17 protein-coding genes are annotated in these 18140 nt (G+C 63.2%); 11 read left to right on the top strand and 6 right to left on the bottom strand.

The annotated features are described in order from the left end of the window. Positions 1–2 precede the first annotated feature (2 nt). Positions 3–560 (bottom strand): RNA polymerase sigma factor, encoded by a 558-nt coding sequence (locus ACIROY_RS20475; RefSeq protein ID WP_402343784.1) that lies wholly within the window; start codon positions 558–560, stop codon positions 3–5. Between the two features lie 106 nt (positions 561–666). Next, positions 667–1161, bottom strand: coding sequence for a redox-sensitive transcriptional activator SoxR (gene soxR / locus ACIROY_RS20470; protein ID WP_402277961.1), 495 nt, complete (start codon positions 1159–1161; stop codon positions 667–669). Between the two features lie 75 nt (positions 1162–1236). Between soxR and ACIROY_RS20465 the strand changes: the two genes are divergently transcribed. Then, a complete protein-coding gene (locus ACIROY_RS20465; RefSeq protein ID WP_402343781.1) occupies positions 1237–1632 on the top strand; it encodes an antibiotic biosynthesis monooxygenase in 396 nt (131 codons plus the stop codon). 224 nt (positions 1633–1856) lie between these two features. Then, a complete protein-coding gene (locus ACIROY_RS20460; RefSeq protein WP_402343778.1) occupies positions 1857–2966 on the top strand; it encodes a GGDEF domain-containing protein in 1110 nt (369 codons plus the stop codon). Between the two features lie 60 nt (positions 2967–3026). Here ACIROY_RS20460 and ACIROY_RS20455 read toward each other — a convergent pair whose 3' ends face one another. The 4 genes from ACIROY_RS20455 to ACIROY_RS20440 form a co-directional block, all read right to left on the bottom strand. Further along, complete coding sequence (locus ACIROY_RS20455; RefSeq protein WP_402343775.1) at positions 3027–4874, bottom strand: peptide transporter; 1848 nt, start codon at positions 4872–4874, stop codon at positions 3027–3029. Between the two features lie 26 nt (positions 4875–4900). Further along, positions 4901–6100, bottom strand: a complete 1200-nt coding sequence (locus tag ACIROY_RS20450) for a threonine ammonia-lyase (RefSeq protein WP_402343772.1) — start codon at positions 6098–6100, stop codon at positions 4901–4903. A 119-nt stretch (positions 6101–6219) separates the two neighbouring features. Then, positions 6220–7761: a methyl-accepting chemotaxis protein gene (locus tag ACIROY_RS20445; protein WP_402277966.1), complete on the bottom strand. Its 1542-nt coding sequence runs from the start codon at positions 7759–7761 to the stop codon at positions 6220–6222. Between the two features lie 195 nt (positions 7762–7956). Further along, on the bottom strand, positions 7957–8856 hold the full coding sequence (locus ACIROY_RS20440; RefSeq protein ID WP_402277967.1) for a LysR substrate-binding domain-containing protein: 900 nt from the start codon (positions 8854–8856) through the stop codon (positions 7957–7959). A 202-nt stretch (positions 8857–9058) separates the two neighbouring features. Here ACIROY_RS20440 and ACIROY_RS20435 point away from each other — a divergent pair, with 202 nt between their 5' ends. The 9 genes from ACIROY_RS20435 to ACIROY_RS20395 all read left to right on the top strand — a co-directional run bounded on the left by ACIROY_RS20435 (position 9059) and on the right by ACIROY_RS20395 (position 18100). Beyond that, on the top strand, positions 9059–10555 hold the full coding sequence (locus tag ACIROY_RS20435; protein ID WP_402277968.1) for an aspartate/glutamate racemase family protein: 1497 nt from the start codon (positions 9059–9061) through the stop codon (positions 10553–10555). 5 nt (positions 10556–10560) lie between these two features. Next, on the top strand, positions 10561–10800 hold the full coding sequence (locus ACIROY_RS20430; RefSeq protein WP_402343769.1) for a hypothetical protein: 240 nt from the start codon (positions 10561–10563) through the stop codon (positions 10798–10800). A gap of 134 nt (positions 10801–10934) precedes the next feature. After that, positions 10935–11066, top strand: a complete 132-nt coding sequence (locus ACIROY_RS20425; RefSeq protein ID WP_402343766.1) for a hypothetical protein — start codon at positions 10935–10937, stop codon at positions 11064–11066. Between the two features lie 16 nt (positions 11067–11082). Further along, positions 11083–12267, top strand: coding sequence for a class C beta-lactamase (gene ampC, locus ACIROY_RS20420; RefSeq protein WP_402343764.1), 1185 nt, complete (start codon positions 11083–11085; stop codon positions 12265–12267). Between the two features lie 424 nt (positions 12268–12691). After that, complete coding sequence (locus ACIROY_RS20415) at positions 12692–14170, top strand: ABC transporter substrate-binding protein (RefSeq protein ID WP_402278050.1); 1479 nt, start codon at positions 12692–12694, stop codon at positions 14168–14170. 99 nt (positions 14171–14269) lie between these two features. Further along, the gene (locus ACIROY_RS20410; RefSeq protein ID WP_402277971.1) at positions 14270–15208 is read left to right on the top strand and encodes an ABC transporter permease; all 939 of its coding nucleotides are present in this window, start codon (positions 14270–14272) and stop codon (positions 15206–15208) included. A gap of 8 nt (positions 15209–15216) precedes the next feature. Then, on the top strand, positions 15217–16122 hold the full coding sequence (locus ACIROY_RS20405) for an ABC transporter permease (protein WP_402343761.1): 906 nt from the start codon (positions 15217–15219) through the stop codon (positions 16120–16122). A gap of 12 nt (positions 16123–16134) precedes the next feature. Continuing rightward, a complete protein-coding gene (locus tag ACIROY_RS20400) occupies positions 16135–17130 on the top strand; it encodes an ABC transporter ATP-binding protein (protein ID WP_402277972.1) in 996 nt (331 codons plus the stop codon). 10 nt (positions 17131–17140) lie between these two features. Then, positions 17141–18100 (top strand): ABC transporter ATP-binding protein, encoded by a 960-nt coding sequence (locus ACIROY_RS20395; RefSeq protein ID WP_402277973.1) that lies wholly within the window; start codon positions 17141–17143, stop codon positions 18098–18100. Positions 18101–18140: the final 40 nt, after the last annotated feature.

Below are 18140 nucleotides of genomic sequence, written 5' to 3'. Positions count from 1 at the left end.
GTTCAGTTGTTGAATTCGTCATATAGGGTTTGCAGGCGTGCACGCAGATGCAGCACTGCGTAGCGTTTGCGCGCCAGCAAGGTATTGATGCTCACGCCGCTTTCGGCGGCCAGTTCCTTGAAGCTGCGCCGCTCCAGTTCGTGCGCGATGAAGACGTCGCGCTGTTCGGGCGGCAATTCTTCCAGTGCGTCCTGCAATTCGGCCAGCAGCATCGAGCGTGCATACGCCGCCTCGGGGCCGGCGTCGGTGTCCGGCAGCATGTCTTCCAGCCAGCCGTCATCGTCCGCGTCGCCGGAAACCTCCGGCAACGCCTGTTCCTTCTTCTTGCGAAAGCGGTCGACGATGCGGTTGCGCGCCACCCGGAACATCCAGGCGCCGACCTGCTCGATCGGCTCGGGCAGACGGCAGGCTTCGACCAGTTCGTAAAACACATCCTGCAGGATGTCCTCCGCCTCGCCCGGGTCGGGTACCCGCGTGCGAATGAAGTTGCGCAGCCGCGTTCGCTCGCGCAAGACGGTGTCGGTGATGTGTTTATTGTTTTGAGCCATCGTCGGTTCCATGCCGTGAAGACGGATCACAGCGGCGGATATTGTGAGAGCGGCGAAATAAACTTGTTGCCTGACCGGATTGCATGGACAGGTGGACCGTATCAGTTGCCGGAAAAAATCATTCGTCGCGCTTCAATCCCTTCTGTTTTACCAGCAAACGCCGCGGCCCCGCACCCTGCGCCGCCAGTTTGTCGAGCGGATTGCGCAGGCGGCAGCGGTCGATCGACAGGCAGCCGCAGCCGATGCAGTCGTCCAGCGTGTCGCGCAACTTCCTCAGCTGCGCCATGCGCTCGTCGAGTTCGGCGCGCCAGCCGGCCGAGAGGCGTTCCCAATCGCTGCGGCTGGGCGCCGCCGTGGCCGGCAGCGTGGCGAGCGCAGCGTCGATCTCGGCCAGTCCGATGCCGACGCGCTGCGCCACGCGGATGAAGGCGATACGGCGCAACACCTCGCGCGGGTAGCGCCGCTGGTTGCCGTCGGTGCGGGTGCTGGTGATCAGTCCTTTGGACTCGTAGAAGTGCAGCGTCGAGACCGCAACGCCGCTGCGCCTGGCGACGTCGCCGACCGACAGCATCGACGCAATACCGGCCTGCTCAAGTGCTGACAACGGGATCATGAAGTTCTCCTTGACCTCAACTTTGCTTGAGGTTTTAGACTGCAAGCGGATCATCATTTTAAGGGAGAAATTCACATGTCCACCGTAAACTTGTCGTCCCCGGCTTCGCTTGAATTGCCTGCTTTTTCCACCCCTTCCACCCCTTCCACCTCATCCAAATCCGCTGCCGTCTACCGCGTCGACAAATTCGTCGTCCCCGCCGCATCGCTGGAAGCTTTCATGACACGCTTGCGTTACGTGCATGCGATTCTGGTCGACCTGCCGGGATCGGCACAGCGGCATATCCTCTCGCAGATCGGCGGCGATGGTGAATTCAACGTCGTGACCTTCCTCGAATGGGCGGATATCGACGCCATGACGGCGGCAGTGGCGCACGTGCAAAAGCGCTTCGCCGAAGACGATTTCGATCCGAAAAAAATGGTGGCCGATCTCGGTATCCGGGCTGATCAGGGTTTTTACCAGAAAGCCTGAAAACCTGACTGGAGGTGGCTTCACGTCAAAATTGTTGTTGTAATTGCCACGATAGTTGTCGATGTTGTCACGGTCGGGGCGCGCAGCGTTGTGTTTTTATTCAGCCTTTGCCATAAAACCTGTCTGTAGCACGTTTGGGGGATATACAGTTGCCCCGGATCGTTTTACATTCTCTGGTCAGGGGCAGTACTTCAGGGGCAGAACAAGAACAGGAAACGACGGCGATGGCAGCTTTGCAGACAGGCGTCAGCGACAAACACGGTTTCGGCATCGGCCTGGGCGGCGGTGCGGGAGCGACCGTGTCGCTGCGCCTGCCGGGTCATCCCATGAGCGAGCCCGACGAGCGCCTGGGCCGCCTGCTGTGGAACATCACCTCGCTGGCCGGCCTGCTGTGTGAAGCGCCGATAGCCATGGTCTCGCAACTGCAGGGCGAATTCGATTGCTCCGAACGCGGCGCCTTGTCGCTCACCGCCGCTGTCGCACTCGACAGCGGCGTCGATCATCGCCGCCAATGGTGGCGGTTTGCAGGACAGTCGAGCGTGGTGTGCAGCACCGCCGATTACAGCCTGTGCGAAACCGCCGTCACCACCCCGGACCGCATTACCGAAATCGGCGATCTTCATGCCGACAGCCGCTGCGCCGGGCTGGCCATGATGACGCTGGAACCCAAGGTGCGCTTCTATGCAGCGATTCCCCTCAGCGATCAGCACCGCGAACTGATCGGCACCTTGTGCGTGCTTGATCGCGTGCCGCGCCGGCTGACGCAGCATCAGCGCGACGGCTTGCATTTGCTGGCGCAGCAGTTCATGGATCAGCTGGAGATGCATCGCGACATGCAGCAGCTGCAGCGCCAGACGCTCACCGATCCGCTGACCGGCGTCGGCAACCGCCGCGGTTTCGACCGCCGCCTGCACGAAGAATGGTCGCGCCACGTGCGCAGCGGCTCGGCCTTGTCGCTGCTGATGATTGATGTGGACAAGTTCAAGCAATACAACGACGTCTACGGGCATCCGGCCGGCGACGTCATCCTGAATCTGTTGTGCGAGTTGTTGCGCATGCCGCTGCGCGCCAGCGATTTCGTGGCACGCTATGGCGGCGACGAATTCTCGGTGATCTTGCCGAATACGCCGCACCTCGGCGCGCAACTGGTGGTGGAGCGGATTCAGGCGATGCTGGCTGCGGCGCCGTGGCCGCATTGCGATGTCACGATCAGCGTCGGCATTGCGACGCTGGAGCCGGATGAAGTCTGCGATTTCGTCACGCTGCTGGCGCGCGCCGATGAGGCCATGTATCTGTGCAAGCGCAATCGCCAGGAAGCGGAAAAGCGCGACTGATTCTTTCGCCGCCGCCTCAATCCCTCCTCCCCTCATCCTGCAAGCCCGCTTCGCTTGCGTTCAGGATGCCTTCGACTTCAGCGTTTCCAGCATCATCTGCCCCATGATTTCCGGACGACCGCTGAAGATGGTCTGCACCGCGCCGACCCCGGTCAGTTCGCGCCGCAGCCGGTGGCGCAGCGCGTGGTCGTCGGCCAGCCGCACGGTGGCCTTGATGTACTCGTCGACCGTCGGCGTCACCAGCCATTGCGGGAATTTCAAGCGTCCGAACAAGCCTTCGTCGATGTGCTCGTGCACCTCGGGTCCGGTCTTGCACACGCCGACCAGGCCGGCGCTGACGGTGTCGATGATGCCGTTGGTGTTGCCGAACGGGAAAGGGTTGATGAACATGTCGCAGCGCGCGATCACCTGCATGTAGGCGCCGTACTGCTGGTGCGGATACACGGTGGCGGCGTCGCCGAGGAACTGCCCGATCACGCGCTTGACCTGCGGATAGATCAGCATGCCCTGCGCCTGCCCGATCAGGAAATGGAAGTGGATCTTGCTTTTGGCTTCGCGCAGGATGCGTTGGCAGGCGCGCAGGAAGTCGGGGTTGAGCTTCATCGTCGTTGACGCCACGACGATCTGCACCACGTCCGGCGTCTCGCGGATTTCCGTTGGCAGATCGAGCTGGCTCGCATGGGCCGAGGCGCGATACGGCATACCGTCGCCGGGCAGGCGCAGCAGCTGTTCGCTGAAGCAGGCCGGGTCGCCGACATAGTCGTCCTCGACCACGACGTAATCCATCTCGGGCGAGTGCGAGGTCGCCGGATGACCGAGCGCCATCGCCTGCACCGGCGCCAGACGCAGGTTGGACAGGAACATCGTCAGTGCGAACATGCCGACGCTGGGCATGTAGAACACCTGCGCCGCCTTGTCTTGCGCGACGCCGCGGATCTGCTTCAGCTGGTCGAGGATCTCGCCCGGCGTGATCTCGACGAATTCATCGAACACCGCGCGCCCGGCGTCGTCCACCGTGCTGGCGTAACCCATGCCGACCACGTGGAAGAGTTCGCGCGCCGCCTCGAGCGTGCGTGAGTGCGTGCGGTAGATCGAGTGCGCCGAACTGAACCATTCCACCACGACCAGCAGCACGGGTTTGTTCTTGCCGCCTGAACTGTCGGTTTGAACGGGCGTACTCAGTGATTTGATGCCGGCACGATCGATGCTGCGCCGGATCAGCGCATTGATCGGCTTCTTGATGTCGTGCTTGTCGGCGCGGCGCGCGTAGCTGCAATGCATGTAGACGTCGTGCAGGATGCCGGACGGCAGCTGCGCCAGGTCCTCAATCTGTTCCAGCCGCGCGGCCAGCCACGGCAGGATCTGTTCGCGCTTTTCGTAGGCCACCGGCGTGGCCAGCAGGCGCGGCGACAGCAGGGCAAGGCAGAGGCTGGCGACCAGCGTTTTGTCGTGCGCCCAGAAGGCGTCGAGGTCCATCGGGATTTCGGATTCGGGCGAATACAGCAGGCAGAACTTGATCAGGTCGCGGTTGCTGATTTCCACTTCGCGCAGGTTGCCCTTGCCGCGGATGTTCCAGGCGCGCACCACATGGTCGGCGTTGCGGAACGAGCTCGCCGCGAACAGGCTGGACAGCCAGCGATGCATCACCAGCATCTGGCCGAAGCCGAGCTGGGAGAACTGGAATTCGCTGTCCGCGAACAGGCAGGAAATCGCCGCCGCGATGCGCGTGACGACGTGGTCGTTGAGCTCATCGGCCTGCACGCTCGACAGCGGCCTGGCGGTGAAATCCGCACCCGGCAGGCCGTAGTTGGCGTCCAGCGCCGACAGCAGGGCCATCAGCTCGCGCGCGGCGTCCTCGTGCTGGCGCGAGTAGGCCAGGTATTCGAAATTCTCCAGCGAAAACGCCATCGCTCCTCTCCCCTTCTTTTATTCTTTTAGTGTTGTTCTTCGGCTTCGAAGCCGGCCTGGCGCAGCGCGTTCAGCACCAGCGCCAGGTGTTCGCGGCCGCGCGTCTGCAGGACCAGTTCGATGTCGACGTTCTGCGCCGCCAGCATCGTGAAGGCGCGCTGGTGATGCACCTCGTCGACGTTGGCGCCGGCCTCGGCGACGGTGGCGGTGATGCGCGCCAGCACGCCCGGCACGTCGCGCGCCGACACGCGCACGCGCGCCAGCCGGCCGGCGCGCACCATGCCGCGTTCGATGATGGCGGCCAGCAGCAGCGGATCGATATTGCCGCCCGACAGCACCATGCCCACGCGCTTGCCGCGGAAGCGTTCCGGATGGCGGATCAGCGCCGCCAGCCCGGCTGCGCCGGCGCCTTCGACCAGGGTCTTTTCGATTTCCAGCAGCATCAGCACGGCTTGTTCGATGTCGCCCTCGTCGACCAGCAGCAGGTCATTGACTTCGCGCGCGATGATCTCGCGCGTCAGCACGCCGGGCGTGGCCACCGCGATGCCTTCAGCGATGGTGCTGGTGCCGAGCGCATGGGTGGTGCCGTGCACCGCGTTGATCATCGACGGGAAGCGCTTGGCCTGCACGCCGACGATGTCGATGTCGGGTTTGCGCGCACGCGCCGCCACGGCCATGCCGGCCAGCAGGCCGCCGCCGCCGATGGCCACCACCAGCGTGTCGAGGTCTGGCACGGCATCGAGCATTTCCAGCGCGACCGTGCCCTGGCCGGCGATGATGGCTTCATCGTCGTAGGGATGGACGAAGGTCAGGCCGCGTTCCTGCGCCAGCGCGAAGGCGTGGGCGCGCGCTTCTTCCAGCGTGTCGCCGTGCAGCACCACCTCGGCGCCGAAGCCGCGCGTGCGTTCGATCTTGACGCCCGGCGTGAAGCGCGGCATCACGATCAGCGCGTGCAGGCCGAGCCGCTGCGCGTGATAGGCCACGCCCTGCGCATGGTTGCCGGCCGACATGGCGATCACGCCGCGCACGCCGGCGGCGGCCAGGTCGGTCAGCTTGTTGCAGGCGCCGCGCTCCTTGAAGGACGAGGTGAACTGGAGGTTTTCGAATTTGAGGAAAACCTGGGCGCCGACGATCTCCGACAGCGTGCGCGATTCCACGCACGGCGTGTTGAGGATCTGGCCTTGCAGGCGCGCGGCGGCGCGCCGGATGTCTTCGATGGTGGTCATACGGTCCGCTCAAGTCTGCACAAAAACAGGGAGCAGACATTGTAGCGAGAGAGACGGCGGCTGCGGGAACGATCTTTGTACGTAATTCCCGCAGCCGGCGGGGAGGAAATGCAGGCGGGTCAGCCCTTGAGCTTGAAGATGCCGACGATCTGCGCCAGGTTGGCGGCCTGGTCCTGCATGGCGCGCGCAGCGGCGGCGGCTTCTTCCACCAGGGCGGCGTTCTGTTGGGTGCTTTCGTCCATCAGCACGATGGCGCGGTTGACCTCTTCGATGCCGGTGCTCTGCTCGGTGCTGGCGGCGCTGATCTCGGCGACGATGTCGGTCACGCGGCGCACGCTGGCGACCACTTCGGACATGGTGGCGCCGGCGTTTTCGACCAGCTTGCTGCCGCTGTCGACCTTGTCCACCGAGGCCGTGATGAGCTCCTTGATTTCCTTGGCGGCGGAAGCCGAGCGTTGCGCCAGGCTGCGCACTTCCGAGGCCACCACCGCGAAGCCGCGGCCCTGCTCGCCGGCGCGCGCCGCTTCCACCGCGGCGTTGAGCGCCAGGATGTTGGTCTGGAAGGCAATCCCGTCGATCACGCTGATGATGTCGACGATCTTCTTGGACGACTCATTGATCGCGCTCATGGTGTCGATCACCTGGCCGACCACGGCGCCGCCCTGGGTCGCGACTTCGGACGCCGACACCGCCAGCTGGTTGGCCTGGCGCGCGTTTTCGGCGTTCTGCTTGACGGTCGAGGTGAGCTGCTCCATGGCGGCGGCGGTTTCTTCCAGCGAACCGGCCTGCTGCTCGGTGCGGCTGGACAGGTCGAGGTTGCCGTTGGCGATCTCGGCCGAGGCAGTGGCGATGGTGTCGGTGCCGGTGCGCACCTGGCCGACGATATTGACCAGGTTGTCGTTCATGTCCTTGAGCGCGGCCATCAACTGGCCGGTTTCGTCACGCGACTCCACCTTGATGGTGGTGCCGAGGTCGCCCTGGGCGACGCGGCCGGCGACGCCGACCGCGGTCACCAGCGGTCGCGTGATCGAGCGCGTGATGAATACCGCCAAGCCGATACCGGCCACCAGCGCGATGCCGCCCAGCACGATCATGAGCAGGCGCGCAGTCTTGAACAGATCATCGACCTCCTTGGTCAGCGAGGTGATGGCGTCGCTCTGCAGGTTGGACAGCTTCTCGATCGAGGCCAGGTAGAGCTTGGCGTTGGGCAACAACTTCTCTTCGACGACCTTGCGCGCGCCCTCTTCGTTGCCGGCGCCTTTTTCCTTGAAGACTTCGGTGTTGTTGGCGATCACCACCTTGCGGTGTTCGTTGATTTCATTGAGCAGCGCCTTGCCCTGGTCGTCGACGATGGTGGCTTCCATCTGCTTGACGTATTCGTTGTTCTTGGAAATGGTGGCGACGATCTGATCCTTGTAGAACTTCTGCTCCGCCGGATCGGCATTCTTGGCCGCGGCGACGATGCGGCCGACGTTGAGTTCGATGGACTTGTAGAAGGCATTGACCAGCCGTTCCTTGGCCAGCGCGTTGTGGACCATATAGTCGGTCATGTTGCCCACGGATTGCAGGCGCCAGACGCCGATGGCGGTAATGATGCTCATCAGCACCAGGATCGCGGCAAAGCCTATGCCCAGGCGTGTGCCGATTTTCAGATTTTTCATTGTCTTCCCTCGAGGTTGGACGCTGTCCGCCGCTTACCTTGTTCCTGGTGGCCGATGTTTGCAGCTTGTGGCTTCTGGCTCTTTATGCAGGAACAGGCAGATATCCGGTCGATACGTTGCGTGTCCTTATGTTATCGGATGCTGCGATGCCGTACTTGAGGGGAAAACATGCCGGCTGCTTAATTTTTCTGCGGTTCAGGAAGCTGTCAGTTTGTCCCACAGGCGGGTCAGCGCCGGCCGCTTGTTTTGCAGCGACCGGTACACGCGAATCTCCAGTTCCAGCGACCAGGCATCGCCGCCGGCCGGCACCAGCTTGCCGTTCGCCAACTCCTCCGCCACCGAGCGCTGCGGCAGCCACGCCATGCCGTGGCCGTTGAGCGCCATGCGTTTGAGCAACTCCGCCATTTCGGACTCGTAGGTCGTGAGCAGACCGGGCGCGTGCGGTGCGTTGGCCAGGATCAGCTCCATCACGCGGCCGAGGAAGGACGCTGCGGGATACGCCAGCAAGCGGCTTGGTTTGCTCTTGCTGCCGGGCAAGCGGAACAGGGCGGCGTCGTTTTTATCGGGAGCAGATACCGGGATCACGCGCTCGCTGCCGACGGTCAGGTATTCATACTGGTCGGGGTTGAGCAGGAGCGGCAGTTGCGGGTGGTAAAAGCACAGCAGCAGGTCGCATTCGCCCTCGCTCAGCGCCAGCACCGAGTCGTGGATGTTGGTGGCGGTGATACGGGCGCTGAGGTCGGCGCCGCCATCCCCGTTCAGTCCGTCCAGCCATTCCGGAAAGAAACTGAGCGCCAGCGAATGCCCCGCCGTTACGCGCAACATGTTGTGCGCGGTCTGCTCGCTGCGCAGCTGGTTGCGGGCATCGTTGAGCAGCTTGAGCGCTTCCGAGGCGGCGTCGTTGAACAGCTTGCCGGCCACGGTCAGCGTCAGCGGATAGGTGCTGCGGTCGACCAGCTCGGCGCCGGTCCAGGCTTCCAGCGCGCGGATGCGGCGGCTGAAGGCCGGCTGCGTGACGTTGCGGTGATCCGCCGAACGCGAGAAGTTGCGCGTCGCCGCCAGGCTGAGAAAGTCTTCTATCCACTTGATGTCCATCGGCTGTTTTCCTTGTTGCTGAGTTGGCGGGCGCGCTGAGGATTACATGTATAACAGTTGCAACCGGGCGTGGAAAGTCCCGCCCGGTACGTGTTGCGAGAAACTATGCGTTGGCGACATAACCTTCGTACTACTTTGCATAGCGTCGCGCGCTGCAACGATTATGCTCGGCACATAGAACAACATCCGTGCGAGCGTATCCATGAAAGTCGAACAAATCCAGCGAGCAATGTCGGTCGGCGTGATCGGCGGCCTCGGCGCCATCGGCAGCGCGGACCTGTACGCAAAAATGACCCGCACCGCCGCCAAGACCACCGCCAGGGAGCGCGTCAAGGTGCTGTTCGGCCAGCAGGCCTTCGACGACGCCGACATGGCCGGCGCCGAGAACGCCCAGACCAACACCCGCAAGCTGTACGTGTTCGACATGCTGCGCGAGTTCGAGCAGCGCGGCACCAGCGCCGTGCTGTTGCCCTGCTTCATCAGCCATACCTTCATCGACGAGGTGCAGGCCGAGGTCGGCGTGCCGATCATCGACATGGTCGCCGCCATCCGACGCCACCTGGCGCAGCGCCTGCCCAAGCTGCAGAAGATCGGCGTGCTGACCTCGAGCTACGTGCGCAAGAAGGCGCTGTTCGAAAAGTATTTCGCCGGCGACTGCGAGCTGCTCTATCCGGCGCCCGTCATGCAGCACGCCTGTCTGATGCGTGCCGTCTACGGCACCACCGGCATCAAGAACGGCTACCTCGACGGCGAGTCGATCGACCTGCTGTACCGCGCCTGCAAGGATTTGCTCGACCAGGGCGCGCAAGTCATCGTGCCCGGCATGACCGAGATCGCCACCGTGGCCGAGGCGCTCAGCGCGCGCGGCATCCCCATCATCGACACCAACCAGATCTATGCGGAATCGGCATTGAGCTTCCAGGCCGAACAGGTGGCGCGCTCGTTCAAGATCGGCGTGGTCGGCGGCGTCGGTCCGGCGGCCACGGTCGACTTCATCGAGAAGGTCATCAAGAACACGCCGGCCGCGCGCGACCAGGATCACATCAAGCTGGTGGTCGAGCACAACCCCAAGATCCCCGACCGCACCGACAACCTGATCGGCGACGGCGCCGATCCGACCGTGGCGATCTACGCCGCCTGCAAGCGCCTCGAGAACGACAACGCCGACATGATCGCGATCCCGTGCAACACCGCGCACGCCTTCGTCGAACGCATCCAGTCCTACCTGTCGATCCCGATCGTCAACATGCTGTCGGAAACCGTCAGCTACATCGAAAAACGCCACGGCGACAAAACCTGCATCGGCCTGCTGGCGACCTCCGGCACCATCGCCAGCCGCGTGTACCAACAGGCCGTCGACCGGAATACCGGGCATAACAAGGGGGACGGCAAGTTCGGCATGATCGTGCCGGATGCCGAGCACCAGGCGCTGGTCATGGACGTGATCTACGGCGAGCAAGGCGTCAAGGCCGGCTTCGTCAACGACGCCGTGCGCGCCAAGCTGCAGCGCGCCATCGCCCACCTGGTGGCGCAGGGGGCCGACGTCATCGTGCTCGGCTGTACCGAACTGCCGCTGCTGATCGCCCAGGACGACAAGTTCGAGGTCGGCGGCAAGAAAGTCCCGGTGCTCGATCCCACCGAAATCCTGGCACGCCGCTGCGTCGCGCTGGCCAGCCCGCAAGGGCGCAAGGCGGCGTAAACATCATGTCCCTGCGGACCGACATGGCGCTGTTCAGGCAGTTCTTGCGGAATGAGGTGCTGCAAGGCGCGCGCGGCGGCTATGCCGATCCGGTCTTCTCCCGTTACCGCGCGCTCGCCCGCGCCGGCGATCTGGACGAAGCGCAGGCGCGGGAGTATGCCGAGCTCTTCAATCGCATCCATTCACGCTGGCGCTGGCGGCAGGCCACGGCGCAAGTGCTGGCGCGCCGCCAGGCGATGCCCTGACACGTCGATTGACCAGGATCTGAAAAATAAGGACTCAGATTTTCTTGGGAAAGGCATCAGTTATTATCGTTTGCAGCGGGTGTGTCGGGATGGGATAGTGCGACCGGCATTTCCCTCTCCGGCAAGGAAGCAGCATGAAAACCCGTCTGCGCGTTCCCGTCTTCATCGGCTCTCCTTCCCTGCAACTGGTCGTCCAATCGCAGCGTCATCGCGGGCCGCCTTGCGACCGTCGGGTGAGGAAAATTGCTCCATTCATTCCGATCTGAACCGAGGTATCCAGGCATGTATCAACAAGCCATCAACACACTCCGCGTCGCCATGGCGCTTTCCCTTTTGGCGGGCTGCACCAGCTATGCAGGGCCCGTCGCCGGCCAGCCTGAAATCCAGGGCGTGGTGGACGCTGCGGTCCGTCCGCTGATGGAAAAATACGCCATCCCGGGCATGGCGGTCGCCGTCTCCGTGGACGGCAAGAATTATTTCTACAACTATGGCGTGGCGTCGAAGGCCAGCGGCCAGCCGGTGACCAGTGCGACCTTGTTCGAAATCGGCTCGCTGAGCAAAACCCTGACCGCGACGCTGGCCACCTATGCGCAGGTCAACGGCCAACTGTCGCTGAGCGACAGCGTCAGCCGGCATCTGCCCTATCTGGCCGGCGGCAGTTTCGACCGCATCAGCCTGATGAATCTGGGCACGCATACCGCCGGCAACTTCCCGCTGCAGCTTCCCGACGAGGTGACCAACGAACAGCAGCTCCTGGACTACTACAAGAACTGGAAGCCCACCCGTGCCGTCGGCGCCTACCGGACCTACTCCAATCCGGGCATCGGCCTGCTCGGCGTGGTCACGGCCAAGAGCATGCACGTGCCGTTTTCGGAAGCGATGGAAAAGACCCTGTTCCCGCAGCTCGGCATGACGCACAGCTACATCCACGTGCCGCCGGCCCAGATGAAGGATTATGCGCAGGGCTACAACAAAGCCGATGCGCCGGTACGGGTGAGCCCGGCGATGCTGGCCGACGAAGCCTATGGCGTGAAGACCAGTACGCTGGACCTGATCCGCTTCATCGACGCCAATATGGGACTGGTCAAACTCGATCCGAAACTGCAGCAGGCGATTACCGCTACCCACACCGGTTATTTCAAGGCCGGTGAAATGATCCAGGATCTGATCTGGGAGCAATATCCCGATACCGCGCCGTTGGCGCGCCTGCTGGCCGGGAATTCCAACCAGATGATTTATGAAAGCACCGCCGTCACGCAGCTGGATCCCGCCTTGCCGCCACAGGCGGCGGTCTTGCTCAACAAGACCGGATCGACCGGCGGCTTCGGCGCTTATGCGCTGTATGCGCCGGCCAAGAAGATCGGCATCGTGATGCTGGCCAACAAGAATTATCCCAACGATCAACGGGTGACGGCGGCATACCGGATATTGAGCGAGCTCGACGCGCGCAACGCAACCCGCCGTTAGCCGACGGATTGCATCTTGCATCTTGCATCTTGCATCTTCTTGGGCCGTGCAGAAAAAGCACGGCCCTTTTTGTTTACGGTGTGCAATCGCGTCGCACCATTAGGGACCATGGCATCGAGCGGATCGACCGCCCCCGCACCACGCCTGCACCTTGCAGGCATTTTATTGTCTTTTAAGCAAGTGCTAAAGTGCCCCGGAAGCCGGGTTTCTTGTGCGCCGCAATGGTCCTTAGTGGCTCTGGTCGGGTCGTTACATCGTTGTTTTTAAAGCAGAAATAGCGGCGGATTGTCGATTTTCAGCCCACCTTTTGAATGGGATATGGCACGATAAATGCATGTCTACTTTGATGTATACATTGGTGCCTACATTTAAAGGAACAACGATGAGCCAGATTCTTCCTCCGTCTTCGCATGCTTTTAAGCGCATGTTCATCCGTCTTGCCGCCGCCGGTCTGCTGAGCGGCGCGGCCTTGTCGGCCTCGGCCGCGGTCATCAACATTTCGCTGGACGACGATCCGGGCAAGCTCGATCCGACGCAGTCGTCGATGATCGCCGAGCGCATCGTCTACCAAAGCATCTTCGACAAGCTGGTCGACCTCGATGAGAGCGGCAAGATCGTGCCCATGCTGGCGCAGCGCTGGACCATTTCCGACGACCAGAAGACCTATACGCTGTACCTGCAAAAAGGCGTGAAATTCCAGGACGGCACGCCCTTCAACGCCAAGGCGGTGGAATTCAACCTGCTGCGCGGTCAGGAGAAGGCCTCCCTGCGCCGCAATGAGCTCAAGTACATCAAGCAGATCACCGTGGTCGACGACAGCACCGTCAAGCTTGAGCTGACCGCGCCGTTCGCACCGTTCATGTCGATCCTGACCGATCGCGCCGGCATGATGTCCTCGCCCGACGCCGTCAAGAAGTACGGCGACGACTACGTCAACAACCCGGTCGGCACCGGCCCCTTCATCTACAAGGGCCGCCTCAAGGGCGCCACCATCACGCTGGAAAAGAATCCGCACTACTGGCAGGCCGGCTTGCCGAAAGTCGATGGCGTCACCTACAAGATCATGAACGACGTCAACGTCGCCTTCAACAACCTGCGCAGCGGCCAGGTCGACATCACCAACCGTTTTCCGTACAAGGAAATCACCAACATCGACGCCGGCGCCAAGTACACCGTCATCAACAAGCCGTCGCTGGGCTTCCGCGGCTTTTACCTGAACGCGTCCAAGCCGCCGTTCGACAAGAAGGAAGTGCGTGAAGCCGTCGACATCCTGATCGACCGCAACGCCATCGCCAAGGTGGTCTACAACGGCGCCGTCGCCGCCGCACACTCGCCGTTCAGCAAGGCCCAGTTCGCCCATGGCGAAGCCGACACACCGCCGAAAGTCGACCTCGCACGCGCCAAGGCGCTGTTGAAAGCAGCCGGCAAGGAAGCCGGGTTCAGCTTCCGCCTGACGCTGCCGACCACGCCCTATGAATCGCAGGTCGGCCAGATGATCCAGGGCATGCTGCGCCCGGCCGGCATCACCGTTACGTTGGAAAAAGCCGAGCTGGCCACGCAGATCGAAGCAGGCAAGGCCGGCACGCACGAGGCGCTGTTCGTTGGCTGGAGCGGTCGTCCCGATCCCGACCAGAACGTCTATGACTTCACCGTCACCAACGGCTCGCTGAACTATTCCAAGTTCGGCACCAAGGAAATCGACGATCTGCTGCAACAGGCGCGCCTGGAAAGCAACGAGACCAAGCGCAAGGCGTTCTATGACCAGGCCATGCAGATACTTGTGAAGGAAGTGCCCTACGTTTACCTGAACCACGACAACGTGCTGTTCGGGATCTCGAAGGCCATCAAGGGCTTCAAGCTGGTGCCGGACGGCGTGATCCGCACGGCCACGCTGTCGAAGTAATCAGCGGAGCGTCGTCATGATTGCTGCCGTGGGCGAGGGCCTGCGGCGGCAATGCTTCCGGCCACATTGCATGCATTACCCGAGCTTCCCATATCACCCATGTCTCCACTGATCAAACGCGTCCTGCTGGTCATCCCCACCCTGCTGCTGGTGAGCATGGTGATCTTTTCGCTGCTGGCGATCCTGCCCGGCGATCCCGTGACCGCCATCCTCGGCCTCGAAGCGACGCCCGAAGCCGCGGCGGCGTTGCGCCTGCAGCTCGGCCTCGACGACCCGCTGTACGTGCAATACGGGCGCTGGTTGTGGAATGTGCTGCACGGCGACCTCGGGCGCTCCTTCATCGACCGCACGCCGGTCATCGACGTGCTGATGCAGCGCCTGCCGGTGACCATCGAACTGGCGGTCGGCAGCTTCGCCGTCGGCATCCTGATCGCGGTGCCGGCAGGCATCCTGTCGGCGGTGCGCCCGCGCGGCATCGCCAATTATTTCACCACACTGATTGCGCTGTTCGGCATGTCGGTGCCGCACTTCTGGCTGGGCATGATGTTCATCATCCTGTTCGCGGTCAAGCTGGGCTGGCTGCCGGCCTCGGGCTACGTGCCGTTCACCGAGGACTGGCGCGGCAACCTGGCGGCGATGTGCATGCCGGTGCTGGCGACCGGGCTGCGCGAATCGGCGATCCTGATGCGCATGGTGCGCAGCAGCCTGCTCGAAGTGCTCAATGAAGATTACATCCGCACGGCGTTCTCCAAAGGCCTGCGCGACTGGCAGGTGGTGATCGGCCACGCGCTGCGCAACGCACTGATCCCGGTGGTCACGGCCAGCGGCCTGATGGTGTCGGTGCTGCTGGGCGGGCTGGTGATTACGGAAAGCATTTTCGCCATTCCCGGCATGGGCAAGATGATCGTCGACGCCATCTTCCAGCGCGACTACGTCATGGTGCAGGGTGGCGTGCTGGCCGCCGCGCTGATGGTGGTGATCGTCAACCTGGCGGTGGACGTGCTGTACACCGTCATCGATCCGCGCATCGAAAGGTGACCGCCAACATGAAAGCAAATATGGACCAGGCAATCACTACTCCATCGAAGGCGGCGGACGCCCTGCCCCGCCAACAACGTTTCACCGGACTGCGCCGCTTCGCCGGCAATCGTCTCGCCGTGCTGGGCGCCGCCATCATTCTGCTGCTGGTACTGATCGCGATTTTTGCGCCGCTGCTGGCGACCCACGATCCGATCTTTGACCAGGACTACGGCAACCTGCTGTCGGGCCCCGATACCACACACTGGATGGGCACCGACGACCTCGGCCGCGACATCTTTTCACGCATGCTGTACGGCGCGCGCATCTCGCTGCAGGCGGCTTTGATCGCCGTCGGCCTGGCCTTCTGCGTCGGCGTGCCGGTCGGCATCGCCAGCGGCTACTTCCGCGGCTTCTGGGACGAGTGGGTGGTGATGCGCATCGTCGACGCGCTGCAAGCCTTCCCGCCGCTGATCCTCGCGCTGGCGCTGGCGGCGGCGCTGGGCGGGGGTTTCTACAACGCCATGGCGGCGGTCGGCATCGGCTTCGCGCCGGCTTTCATCCGTCTCGCGCGCGGCCAGGCGATGAGCATCCGCAATCTCGATTATGTGATGGCGGCGCGCTCGGTCGGCGCCGGCCACATCCGCATCATGTGGCGCTACGTGCTGCCGAACGCGATGGCGCCGCTGATCATCCAGGCCACCTTCGCGATGGGCTCGGCCATCATCGCCGAAGCGGGTTTGTCCTATCTCGGCCTCGGCGCCCGCGCGGAAGATCCAAGCTGGGGCTCGATGCTGCACATCGCGCAGGGCTACCTGAACACCAATCCGACGCTGGCCTTGTGGCCGGGCGTGGCGATCTTCGCGGTGGTGCTGGGCTTCAACTTGTTGGGCGACGGCATCCGTGAAGTGTTCGACCCCAAGTTATACCGTTAAAGAGAACCGGCCATGTTGGAAGTAAACAATCTCAAAGTCGAATTCGTCCGCAATGGCAAGCGCGTGGCGCCGGTCGACGGCGTCTCGTTCTCGGTCGGCGCCAATGAAACCGTCGGCCTGCTGGGCGAGTCCGGCTGCGGCAAGAGCGTCACCGCGCTGTCCATCCTGCGGCTGTTCCCGATGGCCAGCAAGGCGCAGCTGAGCGGCTCGGTGCAGTACAACGACGGCGTCAAGCTTACCAATATGCTGGAAGCCGACGACGCCACCCTGCGCAGCATGCGCGGCAAGGAGATCGCCATGATCTTCCAGGAGCCGATGACTTCGCTCAATCCGCTGCATCGTATCGGCGACCAGTTGCGCGAGATGCTGAAGGTGCACGGCAAGCTGAGCCGCAAGGAAATCGACGCGCAGGTCATCGCCATGCTGCAGCGGGTCGGCCTGCCGCGCGCCGAACAGCTGGTCGGCGATTATCCGCACAGCCTGTCGGGTGGCATGCGCCAGCGCGTGATGATCGCCATGGCGCTGCTGTGCAATCCCGGCCTGCTGATCTGCGACGAGCCCACTACCGCTCTCGACGTCACCATCCAGGCGCAGATCCTCGACCTGATGCGCGCACTCAAGCGCGAGCACGGCACCGCGATCCTGATGATCACGCACGACCTCGGCGTGGTCGCCGAAATGTGCGACCGCGTGGTGGTCATGTATGCCGGCCAGGTGGTTGAGCAAAGCAGCGTGCGCGACTTGTTCGACGCGCCCGCCCATCCTTACACGCAAGCGCTGATGCGCGCGCGGCCGGCGCTGGACGCCGTGCCGGGCGAGCCGCTGGAAGCGATCCCCGGCTCGGTGCCGCTTCCGGGTTCGGTGGAATTCGGTTGCCGGTTTGCGGCACGCTGCCCGAAGGTGCAGGAGCGTTGCCATCGCGAGGCGCCGACGCTGGACAACGTAAGCGTGGGCATAAGCAACAGCGCAGGCAGCGGTCATCTGGCCCGTTGCTGGTATCCGAATTGAAGAGGCCGACATGAATTCCGCTCCCCTGCTCCGGGTCTCCGGACTGAAAAAACATTTCGCCGCCGGCAGGCGCGGCGCATCGCCGGTCAAGGCGGTCGACGACGTCTCCTTCGCCATCGAGGAAGGCAAGACCCTTGGCCTGGTCGGCGAATCCGGCTGCGGCAAGTCGACCACCGGGCGCAGCGTGCTGCGCCTGATCGAGCCGACCGCCGGCAGCGTCAATTTCATGGGCGAGGAAATCTCTACGCTGTCGTCTTCCGCCCTGCGCGCCATGCGCCGCAACATGCAGATGGTGTTTCAGGATCCGTTCGCCTCGCTCAATCCGCGCATGACCATCGGCGAGGTACTGGAAGAGCCGCTGATCGTGCACGGCCTGTTCGACCGCGCCACGCGCAAGCGCAAGGTCGCCGAAATCCTCGACGTGGTGGGTCTCAACCAGGCCTATGCGAGTCGCCATCCGCATGAGTTTTCCGGCGGCCAGCGCCAGCGCGTCGGCATCGCGCGCGCCATCATCACGCGGCCCAAACTGGTGGTCGCCGACGAGGCCGTGTCGGCGCTCGACGTCTCGATCCAGGCGCAGATCCTGAACCTGCTGCAAGAGCTGCAGAAGGAATTCGCCCTCACCTATCTGTTCGTTTCGCACGACCTTGCCGTGATCCGTCACGTCAGCGACAGCATCGGCGTGATGTACCTCGGCCGCATGGTCGAATACGGCAGCTGCGAGAGTGTTTACAGCGCGCCGAAACATCCCTACACGCAGGCGTTGCTGTCGGCGATCCCGCGCGAGCATCCGGACCAGGTGCGTCAGCGCATCGTGCTGCAAGGCGGCATTCCCAATCCGGCGTCGCCGCCGGCGGGTTGCCACTTCCATCCGCGCTGTGCGTCCTGCATGGATGTCTGCAAAACTGAAACACCGCCTAACATCGAAACCGCGCCGGGCGAATATGTCGCCTGTCATCTATACCGTTAAACTTTCTCCTTCGTCCAGATCAGAAACCCGAAAGCATCCG

Source organism: Herbaspirillum sp. NPDC101396, assembly GCF_044767365.1.
Lineage (GTDB): Bacteria > Pseudomonadota > Gammaproteobacteria > Burkholderiales > Burkholderiaceae_D > Herbaspirillum.
The sequence above is the reverse complement of the archived record's forward strand: the minus strand, read 5'-3'. Positions and strand labels throughout refer to the sequence as shown.